The organism is Azospirillum sp. (genome assembly GCF_035627195.1).
Classification (GTDB): Bacteria; Pseudomonadota; Alphaproteobacteria; order Azospirillales; family Azospirillaceae; genus Azospirillum.
In genome coordinates this window covers 13936-31116 of sequence record NZ_DASPMG010000027.1, presented here as the reverse complement: position 1 = coordinate 31116, position 17181 = coordinate 13936, and the positions used below count along the sequence as shown (strand labels likewise).

The following is a 17181-nucleotide window of genomic DNA, read 5'->3' as shown; positions in this document are numbered from 1 at the left end:
GGCGGCCAGCAGGAAGCCGCGGGATTCGATGCCCACCAGCAGGTCCGGTTCGTGCGGGCGGATGGCGTCGGCCAGCTGGCGGATCGCCTCCTGCCAGGCCTCGCCGTGCGCGAGCAGCGGGGAGATGTCGTAGAACAGGATGCCGGGCTTCGGAAAATCCGGAATGCCGCGGATGTGATCCTTCAGGTTCATGTGGATGGTTCCTCGGGAGGCGGTGCGGCCATACTAGCCGCACCGCGCGCGACCGTCAGCAATCGCGGCAGAAGCCGAGTTCGTAGAACTTCACGCCGTTGCTCTCGTAGACGCGTTCGTCGAACACGCGGACGCGGGTCAGGTTGGTCGTCACCGGGTAATCCGCAAACCCTTTCGCCACGGCGCCGTGGACATTGATGGTGGAGGCGTCCAGCCGCAAAGAGGCCAGGAAGTTGTAGGTGTAGCAGTAGCTTTCGCCGGGCTGCAGGTACGCCTGGATACGGTTGATCCACAGGAAGTGGATGTCGACCTTCACCCGCGCCGAGGACTGGTTCTCGATGCACCGCGCCTCGGCCGGGGCGGCGCCGAGCGCCGCCAGGATCACCGTCGCCAGGGCCGTCGCCCACAGTTTGCTCTTCGTCATGGTCCACACTCCGATATCCGCGCGTTGTGTTCTTGCGTTCGCCCTCTTGGTGGCGGCGGGGCGATGGAAGTTCCATCGGGGATTCCGCAAGGAGTGCGGGGGTTGACCCCCGCCGGGTATCCCGCCAAGGTCGCGCACGAGCAGGGGGGAACCTGTGGGAGGGACAGGGCGCATGGCGCCGCAGCGGGCCTGGATGGAGACGTCGCGCGACGGCGGCGGCGCGTGGCTGGTGACGGCCGGCGGACGGTGGGATCTGGAGGGGGCGGGCGCCCTGTCCGGCGACCTCGACCGCGTGCGCCCGGATGCCCGCGGGGCGGCGGTGCGAATCGACCTCGGCAACCTCGACACGCTGGACACCGTGGGCGCGCTGCTGATCGCGCGGCTGGCCGAGCGCCTGAAAGGAGAGGGGCACGCGGTGGAGGTGGCGCCGATCCGGCCGGAGCACGCGCCGCTGTTCGAGGCGGTGCGCACGGCCGCCGTGGAGCCGCCGGTGCGGCACGAGCGCGCCCACCCGATCATCGACATGCTGGAGCGCACCGGCCGCGCCACGGTGGAGGCGCTGCGCGAGGGCGTGGACCTGCTGTCGTTCCTGGGCCTGATGACCATCACGATGGGCCGCATCCTGGTGCGGCCGCGGCGGCTGCGCCTGACGTCGGTGATGTTCCACATCGAGCAGACTGGCCTGAACGCGCTGCCCATTCTGGGGCTGCTGTCGTTCCTGATCGGCGTGGTGATGGCGTTCCAGGGGGCGGACCAGCTGCGCCGCTTCGGCGCCGACATCTACGTGGTCAACCTGCTGGGCATCTCGATCCTGCGGGAACTGGGCATCCTGATGACGGCGATCATCGTCGCCGGGCGCTCCGGCTCCGCCTTCACGGCGCAGATCGGCACCATGAAGGTGAACCAGGAGGTGGACGCCATCTCCACCCTCGGCCTCGACCCGGTGGAGCTGCTGGTGGTGCCGCGCGCGCTGGCGCTGATCGTCACCCTGCCGCTGCTGGCCTTCTACGCCGACCTCATGGGGCTGTTCGGCGGCGCGGTCATGAGCTACTTCGTGCTCGACATCTCCTTCGGGCAGTTCCTGCGCCAGCTGCAGTTCGCGGTGGGACCGGGTGCGCTGGCGGTGGGTCTGGTGAAGGCGCCGGTCTTCGCGCTCGTCATCGCCATGGTCGGCTGCTACGAAGGGTTGAAGGTGTCGGGCAGCGCCGAGAGCGTGGGGCGGCTGACCACCAAATCGGTGGTCGAATCGATCTTCCTGGTCATGGTGCTGGACGCGTTGTTCTCGGTGCTGTTCTCGTTCCTGGGTGTGTGACGGATGCCGGACCTGCCGGAGAGAGGGACTGTCGGGGAATTGCAGGGTGCTGCGCCGGTCGACGCGCGCGACGTGGTGATCCGCGTGCGCGGCCTCGTCACCCGCTTCGGCCGGCAGGTGATCCACGAGGGGCTGGACCTCGACGTGCGGCGGGGCGAGGTGCTGGGCGTCGTCGGCGGCTCCGGCACCGGCAAGTCGGTGCTGCTGAAGGAGATCCTGGGCCTGATCCGCCCGGCGGCCGGCACCATCGAGCTGCTGGGCCGCGACACCGACCGGCTGTCGGTGGCCCAGCGGGTGGCGGTGCAGGCGCGCACCGGCGTGCTGTTCCAGGACGGCGCCCTGTTCAGCTCCATGACCGTGGCGGAGAACGTCATGGTGCCGCTGAAGGAGCACACGAAGCTGCCCGAACACCTGATCCGCGAGGTGGCGCGGGTGAAGATCGCCATGACCGGCCTGCCGCCCAACGCCGGGCCGAAGTACCCGTCCGAGCTGTCGGGCGGCATGCGCAAGCGCGCCGGGCTGGCGCGCGCGCTGGCGCTCGACCCCGACATCCTGTTCCTGGACGAGCCGACGGCCGGCCTGGACCCCATCGGCGCCGCCGCCTTCGACCAGCTGATCCGCAATCTGCAAAGGAGCCTGGGCTTGACGGTCTACATGGTGACCCACGACCTCGACAGCCTGACGTCCATCTGCGACCGCATCGCGGTGCTGGTGGACAAGAGGATCCGGGTGGGCACGCTGGACGAGCTGCTGCGCGACGACCACCCCTGGATTCGCGACTATTTCCACGGGCCGCGCGGGCGCGCGGCGCGGCATGTGGAGGCCTGAGCATCATGGAGACGCGCGCCAGCTACATCCTGGTCGGCAGCTTCGTGCTGGCCCTGCTCGCCGGGCTGTTCGCGTTCAGCATCTGGATCGCCAAGCTCCAGCTGGAGCGGACGCGCGACGCCTATCACATCTACTTCACCGGTTCGGTGACCGGCTTGCAGGAGGGCAGCCCGGTGCGCTACCGCGGCATCCCGGTGGGCACCGTCACCGACCTGCGGCTCGACCCGTCCAACGTCGGGCAGGTGCGCGTCACCGTGGAGCTGCAGGAGGACACGCCGATCAAGACCGACTCGATCGCGGCGCTGGAGGTGCAGGGCATCACCGGCGGCGCCTTCGTGCAGATCACCGGCGGCACCGAGCGCAGCGAGCGGCTGAAGGACGCCGAGCACCGCGGCATCCCCGTGATCCCGTCGCGCCCCTCGACGCTGTCGGAGGTGGTCGAGTCGGCGCCGCGCCTGCTGGCCCGCATCCTGGAGCTGACCAACCGCGCGGCCGAGCTGCTGAGCCAGGACAACCAGGTGGCGCTGGGCGAGACGCTGCAAAACGTGCGCGCGCTGACCACCCACCTGGCCAAGGCGGCGGACGGGCTGGACGAGACGCTGGAGAAGGTGGACGCGGTGCTGCCGCACCTGGACGCCACCGTGGTGCAGGCCGGGCGCACGCTGGGCACGCTGGAGACGAACACCAAGCAGCTGTCGGGCGACCTGCACGATCTGTCGCAGGCGCTGACCAAGACGTCGGCGCAGGTCAACACGATGCTTGCCGAAAACCGCGCGCCGGTGCACGACTTCACGACCACGGGGCTGTATGAATTCACGCTGCTGATCACCCAGTTGCGGGACCTGTCCGGGCAGGTGTCGCGGGTGGTCACGCGGATCGAGAACGACCCGTCGAACTTCCTGTTCGGCGGCACCCGGCAAGGCGTGGAGGTGCGCGGGAAATGAGCGGAGGCACGGGAAACGCGCTGCGCGCGGCGCTGCTGGCGCTGGCGGTCGGGGTCGGCGGCTGCGCGTCGGCGCTCACCTCCACTCCGGCCAAGCTCTACACGCTCACCCCCGGCGCGCCCGTCGACCCGGCGCTGCCGCAGGTGGGCTGGCAACTGCTGGTGGAGACGCCGGTGGCGCCGGCCGGCCTGGACACGCCGCGCATCGCCGTGGCCCGCACGCCGACCTCCATCGATTACTTCGCCGACGTGTCGTGGACCGACCGGGCGCCCAACATGGTGCAGGGCGTGCTGATCGAGTCGTTCGAGGACAGCGGCAAGATCGTCTCCGTCGGGCGCGACACGGCGGCGCTGCGCTCCGACTTCGTGCTCAAGACGGACCTGCGCGACTTCCAGGCCGAATACACCGGCCCCTCCGCCGCCAACCCCGACCGCGTGCGCGTGCGCATCGCCGCCAAGCTGGTCGCCATGCCGCGGCGGACCATCGAGGCGGGCGAGACCTTCGAGGCCACCGTGCCGGTACAGGGCGGCGGCTTCGCCCCGGTGGTGGAGGCGTTCGACACGGCGCTGCGGCAGGTGATGGGGCAGATGGTCGCGTGGACGCTGCGCAAGGGAGCGGCCGTGCGGCCGGCCGGCACAAGCTGAGTCGGTACAAGCTGGGCCGGCGCAAGCTGGGCCGGCACAAGCTTAAGGTGTGGCAGGCTGGGTTGCGCAGGCGAGGCTTGCGGCGCGGCGAATGCCCCCATACGTATTCAGGGTAGCGCATCGGGCAACGCGGGAGGGCTGAGCCCATGACCGACTTTGGGATCGACCCGGGGGCCGACCTGGGGATCGACCTGACCGCGGTTCCCCGCGAGTCCCTGCAGGCCATGGCCGATGCGGCGGCGGAGGTGAGGGCCTGCCAGCGCGTGCTGGCCAAGACCGGCGACACGGTGGTGGGCGAGCTGCTGCGCGGGCAGGGCACCGTGTACGAGTGGCGGCACTACCCGTCGGGCGACGTCTACGACGCCGAGTACCACGCGCAATACTATTACCATTGTCACCCCGAGGGCGAGCGGCCGGCCGGCGAGCATGGCCACTTCCACACCTTCCTGCGGCCGCTGGGCATGCCCGGCGGCGTGCGGCCGGCGCCGCTGCCCGACCAGCCCCCGGTATCCGGCGACAACGACGCGCTGTCGCACCTGATCGGCATCGGCATGGACCAGGCCGGGCGGGCCGTGCGCCTGTTCACCACCAACCGCTGGGTGACCGGCGAGACGTGGTACCCGGCCGACGACGTCATCCGCATGCTGGACTGCTTCGCGGTCGACCACGCGCGCCCGTCCTGGCCGGCCAACCGCTGGGTCACCGCCATGCTGCGCCTGTTCCGGCCGCAGATCGACGCCCTGCTGCGCGAGCGCGACGCCGCCGTGCGGCGCTGGGCCGACGCGCACCCGGACGTCAACGTCTACGAGGACCGGGCGCTGGAGGTCACCTCGCAGGTCGCCGTCACCGTGGAGGAGCAGACCGCCGCCGTGGACCGGGCGTTGCGCGGCGTGCGGCGGCGGGTGCCGGTGCTTCCGGAAACACCGTAAGCAGGCGGTGACCAATGCGGGCGAGAGGTCTTGCCGCAGGGGGCTGTTAACAAAGGTTCAACGGTTCCGTCCGATGCTGGCGGAGTGTTCCAAACGCCTGATGTTTGTGCACATTCTGCGAAAATTTTAAGGATAGCGGGGTTCCGGGACCCGATGACGGAGCAGCTCACCAAGGAAGACGTGACTCGTCTTCTCTCGGACCCGTCCCCGACCACCCGGGCGGATCTGGCGGCCAAGCTCGGCCGGCAGTTCGACGGCGACCTGACCGAGGGCGAGCGCCGGCTGGCGGAGGAGATCATCCGCCACATGGCGCGCGACGCCGTGGTGCGCGTGCGCCAGTCGCTGGCCGAGAACCTGAAGGCCAACCCCAACCTGCCGCGCGACGTGGCGCTGACGCTGGCCAAGGACGTGGAGGCGGTGGCCATCCCGATCCTCAGCGTCAGCCAGGTGCTGAACGACGACGACCTGCTGGAGGTCGTGCGCACGGGCACCGACGCCAAGCACACCGCCATCGCCCAGCGCCCGACCGTGGGTGCCAAGGTGGCCGACGCGCTGATCGAGCGGGGCTCGGAAGGGGCCGTGGCGGCGCTGGTCGCCAACGAGGGCGCGCAGATCGGCGAGAAGGGCCTGAGCCGCGTCATCGACCGCTTCGGCGCGTCGCAGGCGGTGCAGGAACCGCTGGCCCGCCGTTCCCGCCTGCCGGTCACCGTGGCCGAGCGGCTGGTGGCGGTGGTGTCGGAAAAGCTGCAGCAGTACCTCGTGGCGCACCACGACCTGTCGCCGCAGGTCGCCGCCGACGCCATCCTGCAAAGCCGCGAGCGCGCGACCGTCACGCTGTTCAGCGGCGAAAGCGACGAGGGCGCGCTGGAACGGCTGGTCGCCCAGCTGTCGCGCAACAACCGGCTGACGCCGTCGCTGATCGTGCGCGCGCTGTGCATGGGCGACATCGGCTTCTTCGAGACGGCGCTGGCGCATCTGGCCGGCGTGCCGCTGACCAACGCGCGCCTGCTGATCCACGACGCCGGGCGGCTGGGGCTGAAGTCGGTCTACGACCGGGCGAAGCTGCCGCCGGCCCTGCTGCCGGCCTGCCGCATCGCCATCGACGTGCTGAAGGAGACGCCCTACGACGGCGAGGAACACGACCGCGAGCGGCACCGCCGCCGCATGATCGAGCGCATCCTCACCCAGTACGAGGACCTTGCGGCCGACGACCTGGAGTACCTGCTCGCCAAGCTGGGCGACATGATGCGTTGATTCGGCGAGCCGGCCGGTCATATTGGAAGAGCCGGGTCCGCCGACCCGAAGGTCCGCCGGGGGCAGCCATGGACCATGTAGAACGCACGATCACCGCCAGCGAGTTCCAGGCGAGTTTCCGGGATCTGCTGGACCAGTTGGCGAGCCACCGGGTCGACCGCCTCGTCATCACGGATGGCGGCAAAGCCGTCGCGTCCTGACGGCTCCTCAGTCCGAATGGACGGATCTCTACGGCTGCCTCAAGGGGTGTACGGTCGTTCCCGAGGGGTTCGACCTGACGGCACCGGTGCTCGACGAGCCGTTGAACGCGGACGAGAGACGCCTGCACGAATGACGGCAGCCGGACCACTTCTGCTCGATACCTGAGCAATCCTACGGCAAGGGCAATGGGTGTCCCGGTCGTTACCCGTGACCGGAAAATCCTGGCGTATGCAGACGCCGGGTGCGTCGGCGCCATTCCCTGCTGAGCACGGCGTTCGCCGTTCCGGCGCCTTTGTTTCCATTTGAGCATGGCCAGGACGCGCTACCTCTCACAGGTAGCATGTCACGGACTGTTGACATGGCGAACAAACTGGTCCTACCATTTTAGAAACTATACCAATTATGGCGCGCCCACCGGTGCGTGTGCGCGTCGGCTCCTTGCGCAAAGTCGAACACGGGCGGCGCAGCGGCTGCCGGACATGGGACCAGACAAAGGGAGGAGAGGCGATGAGCAAGCAGAAGGGCGGATTCCGCGAAAACGTCGAGGGCGTCGTCGAGTCGCGCCGGCGGTTCCTGACGCAGCTGTCGGTGGCGGGCGCCGGGGCGGCGGCCGTGTCGACCATCGGTGCGCCGTTCGTGTCGAACCCGGCACACGCGCAGACCACCACATGGAAGGTGCAGACCTCCTGGCCGGCCGGCGTCGGCCTTGCCACCTTCAAGGAATGGTGCGGCACCATCAAGGACAAGACCGGCGGCGAGCTGGAGATCAAGGGCTTCGGCGCCAAGGAGGTCGTCGGCGACTTCGAGCTGCTCGACGGCGTCAAGAACGGCGTCCTGGAGGCGATGAACTCCTTCACGCTGTACTGGGCGGGCAAGCTGCCGGCGACGGCCTTCCTCAGCTCCTACACGCTGGGCCTGCGCTATCCGCACGAGTGGGACATGTTCTTCTATTCGGGCGGCGGGCTGCAGGCGGCGCGCGACATCTTCGCCAAGCAGGGTCTGTACTACGTCAACCGCATCCACCACGACGCCAACCTGATCCATTCCAAGAAGCCGATCCGCTCGATCGACGACTTCCGCGACCTGAAGTTGCGCGTGCCCGGCGGCATGATCGCCGAGACCTTCGCGGCGGCCGGCGCCAAGACGACGCTGCTGCCGGGCGGCGAGGTGTTCGCGGCGCTTGAGAAGGGCACCATCGACGCTGCCGACTACACCGGTCCGGCGGTCAACTGGGACCTCGGCTTCCAGCAGGTGACCAAGTACATCTCCATGGGGCCGGAGGGCCTGATGTCGATCTACCAGCCGGTCGACCTCATGGACTTCGTCGTCAACATGAACGTCTGGAACAAGCTGTCGCCGAAGATGAAGCGCTTCGTCGAGGACGAGGTGCAGGTCTATTCCAACATCCACTTCGGCGCCATCCAGAAGGCCAACGTCGAGGCCTGGAAGAAGTTCGAGGGGGCCGGCGTCGAGATCAACCGCCTGGGGCAGGAGGACATCGAGCGCTTCACCGAGATCGCCGTGCCGATCTGGTTCAAGTGGGCCAACAAGGACAAGGACGCCGCCCGCCTGTTCAAGATCCAGCTGGACCTCATGATGGCGCCGACGCTGGGCTATGTGAGCAAGTCGCAGATCAAGGATCAGAAGCTCGACATGTGACGCTTCCCCGTGAAAAGGGCGCCGGTTCCGGCGCCCTTTTCATCTTGGCCGACCTGTTCGCGATTGCCTGAAGGACGTTCGCCTATGCCGAGTCTCGGCTTCGTATTGCCGCACTGGGCCTATTGGGCCGGGTTGCTGGTCTTTCCCCTGATCGCCATCCTGATGGTCAAGCGCGAGGAGGCGCGCCGCCGGCACCCCGGCGTGTCGCTGCCCATCGCCTACCTGTTCCTGGTGTGCGGCGGCTTCGCCGGCCTGCACCGCTTCTATCTGGGCAGTGCGCTCGGCCTGCTCTACGTCCCGCTGCTGCTCGCCATCGTCTACGGCAACGCGCAGGAGCGGAACCTGCGCGAGGACATCTCGCAGGCGCGCGCCAACGCCCAGTCGTACGAGCGCCTGATCCACCGCGAGGAGGCGGCGGTCGCCCGCAACCGGTCCGGCGCGCAGGAGCGGCTGGACAAGGCGCGCGGCCAGTTCACCGAGGCGCAGGGCAAGCTGCAGGTGGTGCAGGCGCAGTCCGACTGGTGGCACGGCGCCACCCGGATCGTGGCGCTCGTCATGCTGGCCGGCCTTGCAGTGGACGCCCTGCTGCTGCCGCGCCTCGCGCGCCGCACCCGCATCCGCGAGGAGTCGGAGGCCGAGGTGCACCCGCACGACGTGCCCTTCGAACTGCCGCCGGAGGACACCGCCGCGCGCGTCGGCAGCCAGCCGGTCGCCCGCGCCATCGATGGGCTCAATCACTGGATCGGCCAGTTCGTCGCCTATTGGACGGTGATCGCCGTCTTCGTCTATTTCTATGAAGTCGTCGCCCGGTTCCTGTTCAATTCGCCGACCAACTGGGCGCACGAGAGCATGTTCCTGATGTTCGGCATGCAGTACCTGCTGTGCGGCGCCTACGCGTTGCGCACGGAAAGCCACGTGCGCGTCGACGTCTTCTACGTGAAGATGAGCCCGCGCGGGCGGGCCATTGCCGACGTCATCACCTCCGTCTTCTTCTTCATCTTCACGCTGACGCTGCTGATCACCGGCTGGCGTTTCGCCATGGACGCGGTGGAGGTGGCGGAGAAGTCCTTCACGGAATGGGGCATCCAGTACTGGGTGATCAAGCTGACCATCCCCATCGGCGCCATCCTGCTGATGCTGCAGGGCATCGCGCACCTGCTGCGCGACATCGAGATCGCCTTCGGTCCCGAGGACCGGCTGATGGCGCGCCACGGCAGCCCCAGCGACGGGACCAGCACCAGCGTGGGGAGCATCTGAGCCATGGCCCTTCCCATCACCATCGAGCTGCTCACCGCGCTCATGTTCGGCTCGCTGATCGTCGTGCTGCTGGCGGGCCTGCCCATGGCCTTCGTCACCGGCGGGCTGGCGGGCGTCTTCCTGTTCCTGTTCTCGGACTTCGGCATGCTGAACATGCTGCCGTCGCGCGTCTTCCCGTTCATGACCGACTACCAGCTGTCGGCCATCCCGCTGTTCATCTTCATGGCGGCGATGCTGGAGCGCGCGGGCATCATCGAGGAGCTGTTCGAGGTCGTCTACAAGTTCATCGGCTCCATCAACGGCGGCCTCGCCTCGGCCACCATCGTCGCCTGCACGGTGCTGGCGGCCATGGTCGGCGTGGTGGGTGCGGCCGAGGTGACCATGGGCATGATCGCGCTGCCGGCGATGCTGAAGCGCGGCTACGACCAGCAGCTGGCGTGCGGCGCCCTGCTGGCCGGCGGCACGCTGGGCATCCTGATCCCGCCGTCGGTCATGGCCATCGTCTACGCCGTGGTGGCGCAGCAGTCGCTGGGCGAGCTGCTGGTGGGCGCGGTGTTCCCGGGCTTCATGCTTTCGGGGTTGTACATCCTGTACGTCACCATCCGCTGCTACATCAACCCGCGCCTGGGGCCGCCGCTGCCGCCGAGCGAGCGGGTGAGCTGGGCGGAGAAGATGCGCCTGCTGAAGGGCACGATCACGCCGATCCTGCTGATCGTGCTGGTGCTGGGCGTCATCTTCGTGGGCATCGCGACACCGGTGGAGGCGGCCGGCATCGGCACCTTCGGCGCGCTGTTCGTGTGCGCGCTGCACCGCCGGCTGTCGTGGATCGCGCTGCGCGAGGCGTCCATCGCCACGCTGAAGGCGACCGGCATGGTGATGTGGATCTTCTTCGGCGCCACGCTGTTCGTCGGCTTCTTCATCGTCAAGGGCGGGCAGGAGTTCGTGACCGAGGGGCTGCTGGGCCTGGGGCTGGACGCCTACGGCCTGTTGGCGCTGATGATGGTCATCCTGTTCTTTCTGGGCATGTTCCTGGACTGGGTCGGCATCCTGCTGCTGACCGTGCCGATCTTCCTGCCGATCCTGAAGTCGCTGGACTTCAGCGGCCTGTTCGGCTTCGCGGGGCTGGAGCCGAAGGACGTGCCGCTGTGGTACGGCGTGATCTTCATGGTGAACATGCAGATGGCGTTCCTCAGCCCGCCCTTCGGATACTCGCTGTTCTACCTGAAGAGCGTGGCGCCGCCGGAGGTGTCGATGGCGACGATCTTCCGCTCGGCCGTGCCGTTCCTGATGCTGCAGGCGCTGGGGGTGTACCTGTGCATCGTCTTCCCCGGCATCGTGCTGTGGCTGCCGCGGCTCGTCTACGGCGGGTAACGCGGGCTCGGTAGGGCAGGGCTGCGCGCCTGCGGGGTTGCACCCGCAGGCGCGCAGCCGTTATAGGCGTACACCCGCCCGCAGACGAAAGACCCCGCCCGTGTTCGATTCGCTTCTCCCCGAACTGCTGGCGCTGGGCCAGGTGGTGTTCATCGACCTCGTGCTGGCGGGCGACAACGCCATCGTGGTCGGCATGGCGGCGGCCGGCGTGGCGCGCGAGCAGCGGGCCAAGGTGATCTTCTGGGGCATCGCCGCCGCGGTGGTGCTGCGCATCGTCTTCGCGCTGCTGACCACGCAGCTGCTAGCCATCATCGGCCTGACGTTCGCGGGCGGCATCCTGCTGCTGTGGGTGTGCTGGAAGCTGTTCCGCGAGCTGCGCGAGCAGCGCGAGGAGGACATCGGCGCCGAGATGGTCGCCAGCGACGGGGAAAGCGCGGCGGGAAGCGCCACCGTCCACAAGACGATGGGGGCGGCCGTGTGGCAGGTGATCGTCGCCGACGTCTCCATGTCGCTGGACAACGTGCTGGCCGTTGCCGGTGCCGCGCGCGAGCACCTGTGGGTGCTGGTGGTCGGGCTGGTGCTGTCGGTGGCGCTGATGGGAGCGGCGGCCACGGTCATCGCGCGGCTGCTCAGCCGCTACCACTGGATTGCCTACATCGGCCTGGCGGTGATCCTGTACGTGGCGCTGGAGATGATCTGGCGCGGCGGGTTCGAGCTTCTGGCCGCGACTGGCCAGACCTGAGGGGGGCAAGCTTAGACGGAGCCTTGCCGGAACCTTCGGTGCGCCGCCGGTGTTGCACGCGGCAGCGTCAGAGGGGAGCAGCCGGCATGACCGTCTACAGCAACGACCGCCACGATGCGGCGCCCGAAACGGGCCGCGAGCGCAGCACGCCCGGCGCGCGGGACGCGCGCGGCATGTCAACGCGCGGGCGCGGCATGGACGAGATCGAAGGCGACATCCACGCGATCCGCTCGCGGATGGACGCCACGCTCGACGAGATCGAATTCCGCCTGTCGCCGGGCCAGATGTCGAGCGGCGTCATCGACGTGGTGCGCGACGTGGTGCAGGGGAACCCCACGCGCGTCGCCCGCGCCATCCGCGAGAACCCCATTCCCGTCGCCCTGATGGGCATCGGCGCCCTGTGGCTGGCCTGGGCGGTGTCGCGCACGCCGGCGGTGGCCGGGCCGGTGGAATCCATGGGCGCCACGCTGTCCGACCAGCGCCTGCGGATCCTGCTGACCGGCCTCGTCGGTGTGTGCCGCCAGGGGGCGGAAGCGTTCCGCGAGGCCGACACGGCCATCGCCGACGCGCGCGTGTCGACCCGGCTGATGGAGGTGTCGAACCAGCTGGAGCGCACCTCGGCCGCGCTGGACCACGAGCTGCGCGTGCGCGGCGGCGTCGCCGACCTGAACGGGCCCATGCACCCGGCGTGGGAGGAGGTGCAGTCGGAGCTGCGCCGCGACCGCACGCGCGCCGGCCTGCTGCTGACGCTGGAGCGCGGCCTGGACGGTACGCTGGAGGTGTTCCGCGACTGCCTGCAGGAGGATCTGCCGCCGGAGCTGCGCGTGGTCGTCGGCTCGCACTTCCACGACCTGGAGCGCGTGCAGCACCACGTCGGCACCCTGCGCGAAGCGGCGGCGTAAGGGGACGGGGGCATGCTGGGTCTGAGCCGACGCCGCCATTACCAGTACCCGCGCGTGGAGATGGGACGCGGGCGCGGGGCCGATACGCCGAAGCAGCTGCCGGCCAAGGGGTGGAAGGACATCCTCTGGCGCGTCTACGAGGAGCAGTCGAAGGACAACATCAGCATCGTCGCGGCGGGCGTGGCGTACTACGCGCTGCTGGCGATCTTCCCGGCGATCGCGGCGGCGGTGTCCATCTACGGCCTCGTCGCCGATCCGGCCACCATCGAGCAGCACATCGAACAGCTGGCCGGATTCCTGCCGGGCGAGGGGGTGCAGATCCTGCGCGATCAGGCCCGCAGCGTGGCCGAGAACTCCAAGGGGCTCAGCTTCGCCGTGGCGTTCGGCCTGCTGCTGACGCTGTGGAGCGCGTCGCGCGGCGTCAACTCGCTGATCACCGCGCTGAACATCGCGTACGAGGAGGACGAGAAGCGCGGCATGATCAGCCTCGCCTTCACCTCCATGGTGCTGACGGTGGGGGCGGTGCTGTTCCTGATCGTCACGCTGCTGGTGGTGGTGGCGGTGCCGGCGATCCTGAACGTGCTGCCGCTGGGGCCGCTGAAATGGGTGGTGGCGCTGGTGCGCTGGCCGATCCTGGGAGCGGCCATCGTCCTGGCGCTGGCCGTGCTGTACCGCTACGCGCCGTGCCGGCGATCGCCCAAGTGGCGGTGGGTGAGCTGGGGCTCGGCCGCGGCCACGGTGCTGTGGCTGCTGGGGTCGGTGGCCTTCTCGGTCTACGTGGCGAACTTCGGCAGCTACAACGAGACCTACGGGTCGGTCGGCGCGGTGGTGATCCTGCTGCTGTGGCTGAACCTGACGGCCTATGCGATCCTGCTGGGCGCCGAGTTGAACGCCGAGATGGAGCACCAGACCGCGCGCGACACCACCGACGCGCCGGAGAAGCCCATGGGCCAGCGCAACGCCCGCATGGCCGACACGGTGGGCGAGCGCAAGGCGAGCTGACGGGTCGCGCTAGCGCGGCCGGCACTCCCGCACCAGGGCGGTGACGCGGGCGCGGGAGTCGGGCGTCAGGCGGTTGGCGATCAGGTCGGGCCACAGCCCGGCCTGCTTCGCCCCGTCGGCGACGCAGGCGCAGGTGGCGGCGCAGGCGGCGGCCACGCCGCCGGTGTCGACGCAGCGCGCCTCGCAGTTTTCCAGGAACACGCGGGTGTCGGCGTCGCCGCGCAGCGTCACCATCGCCAGCAGCGACAAGGCGCCGTACAGAACCGGCTGGTGGACGAGGTAGATGGGCAGGCCGTGCCGCCCGGCCCAGGCCAGCGCCCGGCCGGCGGCGCCCGGCCGCCACGCGGCGACGGCGCCCCGCCCGCGCCACGCCTTGCCCAGCGCGATGCCCAGCAGCACCAGCCCGAACCAGGGGAACAGGGGGACGTAGTCGTTGGAATCCGGCTCGAACGTCATCAGCCCGATCCAGCGCAGCGCCGGTGCGTCGAACAGCGGCACCGCCGTGACCTCCGGCAGGGCGTAGACGGCGACGCCCAGCACGGCGGTGAGCCACGCCGGCAGCCGCACGAAGGCGAGACCGAGGACGCTGGCGACGGCCAGGTGGTGCAGGACGCCGAAGAAGATCGGGCTGTCCGGGAACACCGCGTAGGACCCCGCCGACACCGCCGCCGCGGCGGCGACCAGCAGGCCCAGGCGGCGCAGGAACCGCCGCCGGTCCAACCCGCCCTCGCCGGCGAGCACGAGGCTGACGCCGGCCAGCACCAGGAAGGAGCCGAGGATGCCCGTGCGCGCCGCCAGCCACAGCGGGTCCGTGAACAGGTCGAACTGCGCGAAGCCCAGCGCGTCCAGGTCCCAGGAGAGGTGATAGGCGATCATCGCCAGGATGGCGACGCCGCGCGCGGCGTCGACCACCGGCAGGCGGGCGGTGCGGGGCGCTATGGCGAGGGCGGAGGGCGGCATGCGCCGCTTGTGCCTCATGCGGCAGCCGGTGTCCAGCGGGCGTGCCGTGGCGGGAAGGGATCGGGGAATTGGGTGCGCATGAATTAATTCAAATCCCATCCATCTGTGTCTATCTGTGTTCATCTGTGTCTAAGAACACAGCTTTGCACCGGCGTCGCGCAACGAGGAACGGGATTTTTGACACAGATGAACACAGATAGACACAGATGGATATTATAGAGATTTATTCTCTTCTACAGTTCGCCGGCGCACAGCCCGTGCCTCAAGGATCGAGTTTACACCGTCACCGGCCTCGCCACCTGGAGGGCGTTCAGCGCTTCGGCCAGGGTCTTGGGGTCGTAGGGTTTGCGCAGCACGCGGAAGCCCTCCTCCGTCGCGGCGTTGGCGGCGTCGCTGTAGCCGGTGGCGAGCAGGACGGGCATGTCGGGGTAGCGGCGGCGGATCTCGCGCGCCAGCTCGACGCCGTTCATGCCGCCGGGCATGACGATGTCGGTGAACACGCAGTCGAAGCCCCGCCGGTGCTGCGCCAGCGTGTCCAGCGCGTCGGCCGCCGAGGCGACGTGCAGGACCGAAAAGCCCATCTCGTCCAGCAGCATGGCCACCGTGGCGGCGATCTCCGGGCTGTCCTCCACCATCAGCACGCGGCCGCGCCCGGCCGGCCGGGCGACGGCGCCGTCGGGGGCGGTGCCGGCCGGCGCGTCCGCCAGCGCGTGGGGCAGCGCGCGCGGCAGCAGCAGCGTGACCGTGGTGCCGGCCCCCGGCCGGCTGTCGATGCGCGCGGTACCGCCGGACTGCTGGGCGAAGCCGTACACCATGGACAGCCCCAGCCCGGTGCCCTTGCCGACCTCCTTGGTGGTGAAGAACGGTTCGAACACGCGCTCGATCACCTCGGGCGGGATGCCGGCCCCGGTATCCTCGACGCGCAGCGCCACGAAGTCGCCGGCCTGACCGGTGGGCGAGGTGAAGGGATCGGCGCAGTGCAGGTTGCGGGTGACGAGCCGCAGCACGCCGCCCTTGGGCATGGCGTCGCGCGCGTTGATGGCGAGGTTGAGGACGGCCAGTTCGAGCTGGCCGCGGTCGGCCTCAATGGGCCAGAGGCCGGGTTCGCCGTCGCGCTCGATGCGGATGTCGCCGCGCAGGGACTGGCGCAGCATGCCCGTCGCCAGCCGGTCGAGGCAGTCGTTCAGGTCGAACACCTCGGGGTCGAGCTGCTGCTGGCGGGCGAAAGAGAGCAGCTGCCGGGTCAGCTGGCCGCCGCGGAACGCCGCCTCCGACGCGACGGTGACGAAGGGCTGCCAGGCGTTGTCTTCCGTCCGCGTGCCGGCGAGGTAGAGGTTGGTGGTGACGACGGTCAGCAGGTTGTTGAAATCATGCGCGATGCCGCCGACGATCTGGCCCAGCATCTCCAGCCGCTGGGTGTGGCGCAGCGTCGCCTCGGCCTTGGCGCGGCGGCCCATCTCGTCGTGCAGGCGGGCGAGCATGCGCCGCTCGGCCAGCGCGCGCCGCCGCTCCAGGTGCGCCACCGACAGCAGAAGCAGCATGGCGGCGGCCGTGACCGCCGTCGGCACCATCATTTCGTTCCACCACGCCGCCCAGACCTGCGCCACGTCGGCGCCGTACGCCACGTACACCGGGAAATCGGCCAGCCGGCGGTACGCGTACACCCGCTCCACGCCGTCGGCGATGCCGGCGTAGCGGTAGCGGCCCTGGTCGGGCGCCGTGCGGATGGCGTCGGGCAGGCCGTGTTCGAGCCTGGGCAGCGGGGCGTCGACGCGCGGGTGGCGGAGCACCATCTGCCCGTCGGCGCGGATGAGCGCCAGCGCGTCGCCGGGGCGCGGGCTGACGCTGTTGTAGAAGTCGCCCAGGGCCGACACCGGGGCCGAGAGCAGGACCACGCCGTTGAAGCGCCCGTCCGGCGTGGCGTGGCGGCGCGCCACGTCGAACACCTCGCGCCCGGACACGGGCATGCGGTAGGCGCTGCCGACGGTGGCGGGCGCCCCGGCGGCCAGGGCGTCCACGATCTCGCGCTCGGCCCCGGTGGGGTCCGGGGTCGGCGTCACCTCGCCCGTGGTGGCGACGTGTCCGGCGGCGTCGATCAGCCGGATCGCCGCCACCTGGTCGGCGTTGGCGACGAGGTGGCGGGCGAACTGCAGCAGCGCCTGCGTGCCGGCGGGATCGGGCCAGCCGAGCGCGAAGGCGCGGTCCTCGACCAGCGAGGCGGTGAAGGCGTAGCTCTTGAACTGGCGGGTGGCGTGCTGGTGCAGCAGGGTGGCCGTCGCGTCGGCCCGGCGCTCCAGGTCGGCCAGGGCCGCGTCGTAGGCGCGCCAGCCGATCAGCGCGAAGAACAGCAGCGGCACCGCGACGGCGGCCGCCACGAACGCCCACACCGACCGCGCCGGATCGCCAGCGGCCGCCCCGGATGGTGCTGGCGCGCGCTCGTCCTGTGCGACCTGGAAGGACATGGGAGGATCGTGCCCGCCGCTGTGGTTACCGCATCGGGCGGAGTCTCCACCGAAAGCGCGGCGGGGGCTGTACGGAAATAAGCATAGGGGTACCTGCC

Annotated in this window: 16 protein-coding genes and 1 pseudogene; 13 read left to right on the top strand and 4 right to left on the bottom strand. The window is 69.7% G+C overall.

Annotated elements, in window-relative coordinates; all coding sequences use genetic code 11:
• Together VED21_RS02000 and VED21_RS01995 are read right to left on the bottom strand one after the other, a co-directional pair.
• A pseudogene (locus tag VED21_RS02000) lies at positions 1-192 on the bottom strand (adenine phosphoribosyltransferase); the annotation flags it as partial.
• 55 nt (positions 193-247) lie between these two features.
• The gene (locus VED21_RS01995; protein WP_324880633.1) at positions 248-616 is read right to left on the bottom strand and encodes a hypothetical protein; all 369 of its coding nucleotides are present in this window, start codon (positions 614-616) and stop codon (positions 248-250) included.
• 172 nt (positions 617-788) lie between these two features.
• On the opposite strand from VED21_RS01995, the gene VED21_RS01990 reads away from it, so the two are divergent.
• The 13 genes from VED21_RS01990 to VED21_RS01930 all read left to right on the top strand — a co-directional run bounded on the left by VED21_RS01990 (position 789) and on the right by VED21_RS01930 (position 13661).
• Positions 789-1928, top strand: a complete 1140-nt coding sequence (locus VED21_RS01990) for an MlaE family lipid ABC transporter permease subunit (protein ID WP_324880632.1) — start codon at positions 789-791, stop codon at positions 1926-1928.
• 3 nt (positions 1929-1931) lie between these two features.
• On the top strand, positions 1932-2756 hold the full coding sequence (locus VED21_RS01985) for an ABC transporter ATP-binding protein (RefSeq protein WP_324880631.1): 825 nt from the start codon (positions 1932-1934) through the stop codon (positions 2754-2756).
• A gap of 5 nt (positions 2757-2761) precedes the next feature.
• Positions 2762-3700 (top strand): MlaD family protein, encoded by a 939-nt coding sequence (locus VED21_RS01980; RefSeq protein ID WP_324880630.1) that lies wholly within the window; start codon positions 2762-2764, stop codon positions 3698-3700.
• Positions 3697-4344: an ABC-type transport auxiliary lipoprotein family protein gene (locus VED21_RS01975; protein ID WP_324880629.1), complete on the top strand. Its 648-nt coding sequence runs from the start codon at positions 3697-3699 to the stop codon at positions 4342-4344. The genes VED21_RS01980 and VED21_RS01975 overlap by 4 nt, the downstream gene beginning before the upstream one ends.
• 146 nt (positions 4345-4490) lie before the next feature.
• The gene (locus VED21_RS01970; RefSeq protein WP_324880628.1) at positions 4491-5273 is read left to right on the top strand and encodes a DUF6969 family protein; all 783 of its coding nucleotides are present in this window, start codon (positions 4491-4493) and stop codon (positions 5271-5273) included.
• 153 nt (positions 5274-5426) lie between these two features.
• Positions 5427-6527, top strand: coding sequence for a DUF2336 domain-containing protein (locus VED21_RS01965; protein ID WP_324880627.1), 1101 nt, complete (start codon positions 5427-5429; stop codon positions 6525-6527).
• Positions 6528-6595: 68 nt separating this feature from the next.
• Complete coding sequence (locus VED21_RS01960; RefSeq protein WP_324880626.1) at positions 6596-6727, top strand: hypothetical protein; 132 nt, start codon at positions 6596-6598, stop codon at positions 6725-6727.
• A 508-nt stretch (positions 6728-7235) separates the two neighbouring features.
• Complete coding sequence (dctP, locus tag VED21_RS01955) at positions 7236-8387, top strand: TRAP transporter substrate-binding protein DctP (RefSeq protein WP_324880625.1); 1152 nt, start codon at positions 7236-7238, stop codon at positions 8385-8387.
• 84 nt (positions 8388-8471) lie between these two features.
• Positions 8472-9644, top strand: a complete 1173-nt coding sequence (locus tag VED21_RS01950) for a TRAP transporter small permease subunit (protein ID WP_324880624.1) — start codon at positions 8472-8474, stop codon at positions 9642-9644.
• A 3-nt stretch (positions 9645-9647) separates the two neighbouring features.
• A complete protein-coding gene (locus VED21_RS01945) occupies positions 9648-11015 on the top strand; it encodes a TRAP transporter large permease subunit (protein WP_324880623.1) in 1368 nt (455 codons plus the stop codon).
• 100 nt (positions 11016-11115) lie between these two features.
• Positions 11116-11757, top strand: a complete 642-nt coding sequence (locus VED21_RS01940; RefSeq protein WP_324880622.1) for a TerC family protein — start codon at positions 11116-11118, stop codon at positions 11755-11757.
• Positions 11758-11843: 86 nt separating this feature from the next.
• Entirely contained in the window at positions 11844-12659 is an 816-nt protein-coding gene (locus VED21_RS01935) for a DUF3618 domain-containing protein (protein WP_324880621.1), read from the top strand.
• A gap of 12 nt (positions 12660-12671) precedes the next feature.
• Positions 12672-13661 (top strand): YihY/virulence factor BrkB family protein, encoded by a 990-nt coding sequence (locus tag VED21_RS01930; RefSeq protein ID WP_324880620.1) that lies wholly within the window; start codon positions 12672-12674, stop codon positions 13659-13661.
• A 9-nt stretch (positions 13662-13670) separates the two neighbouring features.
• Here VED21_RS01930 and VED21_RS01925 read toward each other — a convergent pair whose 3' ends face one another.
• Positions 13671-14621, bottom strand: coding sequence for a heparan-alpha-glucosaminide N-acetyltransferase (locus VED21_RS01925; RefSeq protein WP_324880619.1), 951 nt, complete (start codon positions 14619-14621; stop codon positions 13671-13673).
• Between the two features lie 275 nt (positions 14622-14896).
• The gene (locus tag VED21_RS01920) at positions 14897-17083 is read right to left on the bottom strand and encodes an ATP-binding protein (RefSeq protein ID WP_324880618.1); all 2187 of its coding nucleotides are present in this window, start codon (positions 17081-17083) and stop codon (positions 14897-14899) included.
• Positions 17084-17181 lie beyond the last annotated feature (98 nt).

Bases quoted from the DNA above. Each gene is read 5' to 3' on its own strand.
- VED21_RS01975 (WP_324880629.1), top strand. From the start codon at position 3,697: ATGAGCGGAGGCACGGGAAACGCGCTGCGCGCGGCGCTGCTGGCGCTG.
- VED21_RS01950 (WP_324880624.1), top strand. From the start codon at position 8,472: ATGCCGAGTCTCGGCTTCGTATTGCCGCACTGGGCCTATTGGGCCGGG.
- VED21_RS01965 (WP_324880627.1), top strand. From the start codon at position 5,427: ATGACGGAGCAGCTCACCAAGGAAGACGTGACTCGTCTTCTCTCGGAC.
- VED21_RS01985 (WP_324880631.1), top strand. From the start codon at position 1,932: ATGCCGGACCTGCCGGAGAGAGGGACTGTCGGGGAATTGCAGGGTGCT.
- VED21_RS01990 (WP_324880632.1), top strand. From the start codon at position 789: ATGGCGCCGCAGCGGGCCTGGATGGAGACGTCGCGCGACGGCGGCGGC.
- VED21_RS01935 (WP_324880621.1), top strand. From the start codon at position 11,844: ATGACCGTCTACAGCAACGACCGCCACGATGCGGCGCCCGAAACGGGC.
- VED21_RS01925 (WP_324880619.1), bottom strand. From the start codon at position 14,621: ATGCCGCCCTCCGCCCTCGCCATAGCGCCCCGCACCGCCCGCCTGCCG.
- VED21_RS01930 (WP_324880620.1), top strand. From the start codon at position 12,672: ATGCTGGGTCTGAGCCGACGCCGCCATTACCAGTACCCGCGCGTGGAG.
- VED21_RS01945 (WP_324880623.1), top strand. From the start codon at position 9,648: ATGGCCCTTCCCATCACCATCGAGCTGCTCACCGCGCTCATGTTCGGC.
- VED21_RS01995 (WP_324880633.1), bottom strand. From the start codon at position 616: ATGACGAAGAGCAAACTGTGGGCGACGGCCCTGGCGACGGTGATCCTG.
- VED21_RS01970 (WP_324880628.1), top strand. From the start codon at position 4,491: ATGACCGACTTTGGGATCGACCCGGGGGCCGACCTGGGGATCGACCTG.
- VED21_RS01920 (WP_324880618.1), bottom strand. From the start codon at position 17,083: ATGTCCTTCCAGGTCGCACAGGACGAGCGCGCGCCAGCACCATCCGGG.
- dctP (WP_324880625.1), top strand. From the start codon at position 7,236: ATGAGCAAGCAGAAGGGCGGATTCCGCGAAAACGTCGAGGGCGTCGTC.
- VED21_RS01960 (WP_324880626.1), top strand. From the start codon at position 6,596: ATGGACCATGTAGAACGCACGATCACCGCCAGCGAGTTCCAGGCGAGT.
- VED21_RS01980 (WP_324880630.1), top strand. From the start codon at position 2,762: ATGGAGACGCGCGCCAGCTACATCCTGGTCGGCAGCTTCGTGCTGGCC.